This window comes from Corynebacterium sp. MSK035 (genome assembly GCF_030232615.1).
GTDB classification, from domain to species: Bacteria; Actinomycetota; Actinomycetes; order Mycobacteriales; family Mycobacteriaceae; genus Corynebacterium; species Corynebacterium jeikeium_D.
In genome coordinates, this window is record NZ_JASPJP010000032.1 from 1 (window position 1) to 5,679 (window position 5,679).

Annotated in this window: 3 protein-coding genes and 1 tRNA gene; 2 read left to right on the top strand and 2 right to left on the bottom strand. The window is 57.4% G+C overall.

Features of this window, described 5'->3' with window-relative positions; genetic code table 11:
* Window positions 1-436: 436 nt before the first annotated feature.
* Window positions 437-1,276, bottom strand: coding sequence for a GDSL-type esterase/lipase family protein (locus QP978_RS10625; protein ID WP_038626297.1), 840 nt, complete (start codon window positions 1,274-1,276; stop codon window positions 437-439).
* A 262-nt stretch (window positions 1,277-1,538) separates the two neighbouring features.
* The gene (locus tag QP978_RS10630) at window positions 1,539-2,120 is read right to left on the bottom strand and encodes a PPA1309 family protein (RefSeq protein ID WP_016423245.1); all 582 of its coding nucleotides are present in this window, start codon (window positions 2,118-2,120) and stop codon (window positions 1,539-1,541) included.
* Between the two features lie 151 nt (window positions 2,121-2,271).
* Here QP978_RS10630 and QP978_RS10635 point away from each other — a divergent pair, with 151 nt between their 5' ends.
* Window positions 2,272-5,259 carry a UPF0182 family protein gene (locus QP978_RS10635; RefSeq protein WP_284857159.1) on the top strand — a complete coding sequence of 996 codons (2,988 nt, stop codon included), beginning with the start codon at window positions 2,272-2,274 and terminating at the stop codon, window positions 5,257-5,259.
* Window positions 5,260-5,459: 200 nt separating this feature from the next.
* Window positions 5,460-5,533 (top strand) — tRNA-Met (locus QP978_RS10640).
* Window positions 5,534-5,679: the final 146 nt, after the last annotated feature.

The window sequence follows — 5,679 nt, forward strand, 5'->3', positions numbered from 1 at the left end:
GCTTATATCCGCCCGATTTACCCAGCCTAATCAGCAGTAATGCTGAAAGTCAGACACACTTTTTGCTACTTAACCCGTCATTACGGCCGGGGATTTTGCTTTTATATTTTTTATATCGTGTAGTCGCTTTTCCCATCATCCGTCAATGGAACGCAGACAATTCGGATCCAAGCCTCCAAGTCGGCGGCAGATTCGCAGTACCAGAAGATTATTGCACTACTGCAGGAGGTTATCGACCTAGCAACAATTCTCTACGCCCTCCGCGCGCTGAAGGGAAGAGAACGCGTTAAGGTCACTGCAGAAGCGGACGTGGCGGAAGCGAAAGTGTAAAAACTGGAGCCCGCAGCGCAAGGGATAGCAAAACCCTCGACCACACTTTTCAAAGCGGGACCGAGGGTTTTTACATTCCAAAACGCCTGAGCGGCGTCGGGCAACCTTAGAAGGTGCTCTTGTAGACGTTGGCGATGGTGGTGCCAGTAACTGCCGAACCGTGGAAGGTCGGGTGGTTGGTCATGTTGTAGGAAGCAACGTCAGTATCCAGAATTGCCGAGACTTGACGCTCACCGTCCGGGCCGCACATTGCGACATCGATGTTGGCAATGTTCTTCATGTTGACGAAACCGATGCCGGACTCATTTGCAGCGCGCTCCTGACGGTTCTGCAGAGCCATCTCAAACTGGTGCATGCCGGCAGCCGGAATGTGCGGTGCAAAACCTGCGGCGTTGACCGGGCAGGCGTAGTGAGTCGGGTCATTCGAGGTGAAAGCTGGGTAGCCAATCAGCATGACGCGAGCAGTTGGGTTAGCGGCCTTGATTTTCTGCACCGCGGCAACAACGTTGGTGGTGTACAGGTCATCCTGAACCGGCATTGGCAGCACAGCGCCCTGCATTGCGTCATTGGCGCCAACGTAGATGGTCACCAGCTGGGTAGCCGGGCCGAGGGAGCCCTGAGCGATAGCGTTGTCAACCTGGCCCATCAGGGACTTCTGCGGCTGAGTCGGCATGAAAGCGGTAGTGCCGTTGCAGGAGTAGTCGTGCAGTTCAAGGCCAGTCTCGCGAGCAACGTGAGAGCCGATGTTCGAAACCGAAATTGGGCAGCCACCACGGCCCGGCACGGCCGGATCGGACTGGCCCGGGTTAGCAGCGAAGGAATCGCCGAAGGCAACGTAGTTACCAGTAGGAAGAGCGTTGGCAACACCACCAGTCAGGAGGGAGGCTGCCAGCGCAGAAGCTGCAGCTGCCGAGGCTGCTGCACGGCGAACAACGTTGTTCTTCATAATTAAAAACCTCTTAGTTGAAAACCTATAGAAGGAAAAACTCGCGCTACACTCGCGATTTCTTCGCCACAGACCGTCCCTGGAAGAACCAAGTCCGACAGAACCAAGTCCGACAGAACCCTGAGCGGATACTTAGAGACGCGCCTTTATCACTTTGTTATACAACTAGGTTCTAAGTCCGATGTCAACCGGAATCAGCTAGTTATATGTATATTCGGCGCTTTCAATACCTCTTTTTGTCTCTTATCGCTGGTAGGTGGATTTATGAGGCGCTTCCGAACGTGGAATACAACGCAGCGATGACACCATCGGCTACCCCAGAACCATCTTTTAGCTCAATCTCATCTTCAGCAAAGGGCCCACGCTCATCCAGTTCCGCCTCTGTGGGGCGAGGTTGGATCAGTGTTAGGTGTGGACCTTCGCTGATAACACCACTGAAAAGACGTGCCTGGCGAGCCGCCTCACCATCCGCCTGTGCCCGCACCTCGTCCAGGGATGCACCCTCAAAGCTGTCCGCCTGCTCCGGAGCGATGACCATTATTTCCTGCGCTAACACGGCACCGACGACACCTGCCGGCCACGATGTCCGAGCGATAAAGTCCGCCAACTCAGGGCTACCGCCTTCAATTCCCTCGGGGAGGGGTTCCTGCGCAACGACAGTCAATGGGGCGCTGTCAATCAGCTCGTCGGCAAGCACGTCGGCAAGCGCGGCGGTGGGGACGAGGGCGAAGAGGCTCGGAGCGCGGTCCCAACCTTCGGTGTGGACGTATTCGACAGCTTCGCGCACGGCGCGATTGAGTGCCTGCTGGCTGAGATGAGTCTGAGTGCCGTTGTTTTCGCTCATGACGCTTGACGACGCCCCTTTCCTGGCAACGCTGTATTAACAGCATCCTTAGTCAAATGTTAGGAACTTTATTTAGAGTAGATGACAGATAAGCGTACGACCGACTTACCAGCTCGCTGGCAAGTCAAGCTCAACTCGAACAGGAGAGACGTTGTCTCTAAACCAGACTCGACCGAGACGATCGGCGGGTGGCCGACCGGGGTGGCTGGCAATTACCGTGTTGGTGATTGCCGCGCTGACCTTTGTTATTCCAATCGCCGTCAATTTTTATACGGACTTTCAGTGGTTCGGTGAAGTGGGGTATCGAGGGGTATTCGCCACCACGTGGCTCACTCGTATCGTCCTGTTTATCACTGTAGGCCTGATAACGGGCGCACTGACATTTCTATCTATGTGGCTGGCGTGGCGCTCGCGGCCCGTCGACCTCGGACTGACGGATCCACGCAGCCCGCAGGCAGTGTACCGACGGATGGCTGAATCCGGTTCGAAGTCGATGTTCACCACGCTGCCCGTTGTATTCGGCGTACTCGGTGGCCTTGTGGGGCAGGGTAATTGGCAGACGGTGCAGCTGTTCTTAAATCGGCAGTCCTTCGGTGAGACTGACCCGCAGTACGGCAAGGACTTGGGCTTCTATGCATTCCAGTTGCCGCTGTGGTCGTACATCATTTCGACGCTGGTTGTCCTGGTAGTTATTGCGTTCCTGCTGTCGCTGGTGACGCATTACTTCCTTGGTGGCATCCGCCCAGGTAACCCGACTACAGGGGAGAAGACCCGCGTTTCCAATGCGGCTCGTGCGCAGTTGGCGTGCTGGGCCGGTGTTTTCATGCTGCTCAAGGCTGTGTCTTACTGGCTGGACCGCTATGAGCTGCTGAATAACAAGCAGAAGACCTTCACCGGTGGTTCCTACACCGATATCAATGCGCTGCTGCCGGCGAAGATTACGCTGCTGGTCATCGCAATCGTCGTGGCCGCTGCATTCTTCGCGGCCATTTTCCTGCGCAATCTTTCGATCCCGGCGTTTGCCACCGTGCTGATGTTGGTTTCCGCAGGTCTGATTGGCGTGGCCTGGCCGATGGCAGTTGAGCAGTTCTCAGTTAACCCGAACCGCGCTTCCAAGGAACGCGAATACATTGCGCGCAATATTGAATCGACGCGCTACCACTACGGGCTTACTGACGACAAGGTGAAGGTTGAGCGCGACTGGGGTGTTCCGGCTGAAAAGGAAGGCGATAAGGAAGCCGCGAAGGAAGGTGCGGACTCGATTTCCCGCGATGCTGCGACGCTGGCCAATATCCGAATCCTGGATCCGGAAGTGCTGCCACGTACCTTCACGCAGCAGCGCCAGCTGAAGAACTTCTATGGTTTCTCCGATCCGCTTGCCATTGACCGCTACCAGATCGATGGTGCGTCCCGTGACTTCATCGTCGCTGCTCGTGAACTGAACCCGCAGACGCTGCAGGGTAACCAGACTGACTGGATTAACCGTCACACGGTCTACACCCACGGCAATGGTTTCGTTGCTGCGCCGGCTAATAAGGTCGACGAGGTTGCCTCCGAGTCCGGTTCCGCCCGCGGCGGTTACCCGCTGTACACCGTGGCTGACCTGTTCGAGTCCGAGGACCCGAACGGCATGAACCTGAACCTGAAGCAGCCGCGTATCTACTACGGCCCGGTTATCGCCAACAGCGATGCCGACTATGCGATTGTTGGCGGTAACGGTGACGGCAAGGACTATGAGTACGATGCCGACGGCCGTAACTTCACCTACGACGGTGAGGGTGGTGTTGGCGTTGGCGGACTTGCCAGCCGCATGATTTTTGCCACCCGTTACCAGGAGCTGAACATCCTGCTGTCCGACCGCATTGGGCCGGACTCCAAGATCATCTACAACCGCGATCCGCGTGACCGTGTTCAGAAGGTCGCCCCGTGGCTGACTACTGACACCAAGACCTACCCGGCTGTAGTCGATGGCCGTATGAAGTGGATTGTCGACGGCTACACCACGCTGGCCAAGATGCCGTACTCCCAGCGCATGAGCCTCCAGGAAACCACACAGGACTCCATTAACCCGGATGGCACTCCACGCCCGCTGCCAAACAGCGAGGTCAGCTACATCCGCAACTCGGTCAAGGCGACCGTCGATGCCTACGATGGCACCGTTGAGCTCTACGAGTTCGATGAGAAGGATCCGGTGCTCAAGGCCTGGGAGGGTGTCTTCCCGGATGTGGTGAAGCCGAAGTCGGAGATTTCCGAGGAGTTGCAGGAGCACCTGCGCTACCCGGAGGACTTGTTTAAGGTTCAGCGTGAGCTGATGGCTAAGTACCACGTCAGCGATCCGGGCGTTTTCTTCGCCAATGACTCCTTCTGGTCCGTCCCGTCCGATCCGACCGCGCCGGAAGAGCAGAACCTCTCCCAGCCGCCGTACTACGTTGTCGCTTCCGATCCGAAGACCGGAAAGCCGAGCTTCCAGCTGATTTCCGCCTTCCGCGGTCTGGAGCGCGAGTTCCTCGCCGCCCAGATGAGCGCTTCCTCCGATCCGGAGACGTACGGTCAGATCACCATCCGTGCCCTGCCGACCAACACCCAGACCATGGGTCCGCGTCAGGCGCAGGACACGATGATGTCCGCAGATGAGGTCGCCCAGGACCGTACTCTGCTCGAGGGCACGAACGTGGTCACCAACGGTAACCTGCTGACGCTGCCGGTCGGCGATGGCGAGATTCTCTACGTCGAACCGGTCTACACCCAGCGCAAGGGCCAGGAGACCGCATTCCCGAAGCTGCTGCGTATTCTCGTCGCTTACCGCGGTCAGGTGGGCTATGGCGCCACGGTCACTGAGGCTCTGAGTCAGGTCGGTATCGATGCTTCCGCCGCGACCAAGGTCCGCGGTGAGGAAGAGACTGAGGAGCAGTCGGCGGATAAGGACAAGGATGCCGCCGACGCTGAGTCCGACGACGAGGCACCGAAGGAAGAGCGCAAGGTTGATGTCGCCGCGCGTGACGACGCCGCTCGCCGTATCTCCGACGCACTGCAAAAGCTTAACGACGCTCAGAAGAACGGTGACTACGCGGCGCAGGGCCAGGCACTTGCCGAGCTCGACCGCGCTGCCACTGACTACCAGAAGGCTAACGGCCAGTAAGGTTTACAGAGAGTAAGGCTTGCAACGAGAGATTAGCCGAGAATCATAGGTTCTTATGGTCTATAGGATCCCCAGGTTGTAGCGAAACCCGCTATGACCTGGGGATTGGTCTTTGTTGGGACCTCCGTGCTACAGTTACTTCTCGTTGGCCAGAGAGGTCAGCACCCGCTGTGAGTGCTTGTAAAAGCCAGGACAGTTGACGCGGGGTGGAGCAGTTCGGTAGCTCGCTGGGCTCATAACCCAGAGGTCGTTGGTTCGAATCCAGCCCCCGCCACTAACTTCCAAGCCCCTACCAGGAGAAACACTGGTAGGGGCTTTAGTTATTTCTCTTAAGGCGCACGTCCGGGTTAAGTAGCAAAAAGTGTGTCCGCTCGGCGTGTTGCGGGGCGGGCACACCGTTTGTTACTTCATGGGGCCTTT

Excerpts from the sequence above, each read along its gene's own strand:
- QP978_RS10625 (WP_038626297.1), bottom strand. The coding sequence starts at position 1,276 with ATGAAGAACAACGTTGTTCGCCGTGCAGCAGCCTCGGCAGCTGCAGCT.
- QP978_RS10630 (WP_016423245.1), bottom strand. The coding sequence starts at position 2,120 with ATGAGCGAAAACAACGGCACTCAGACTCATCTCAGCCAGCAGGCACTC.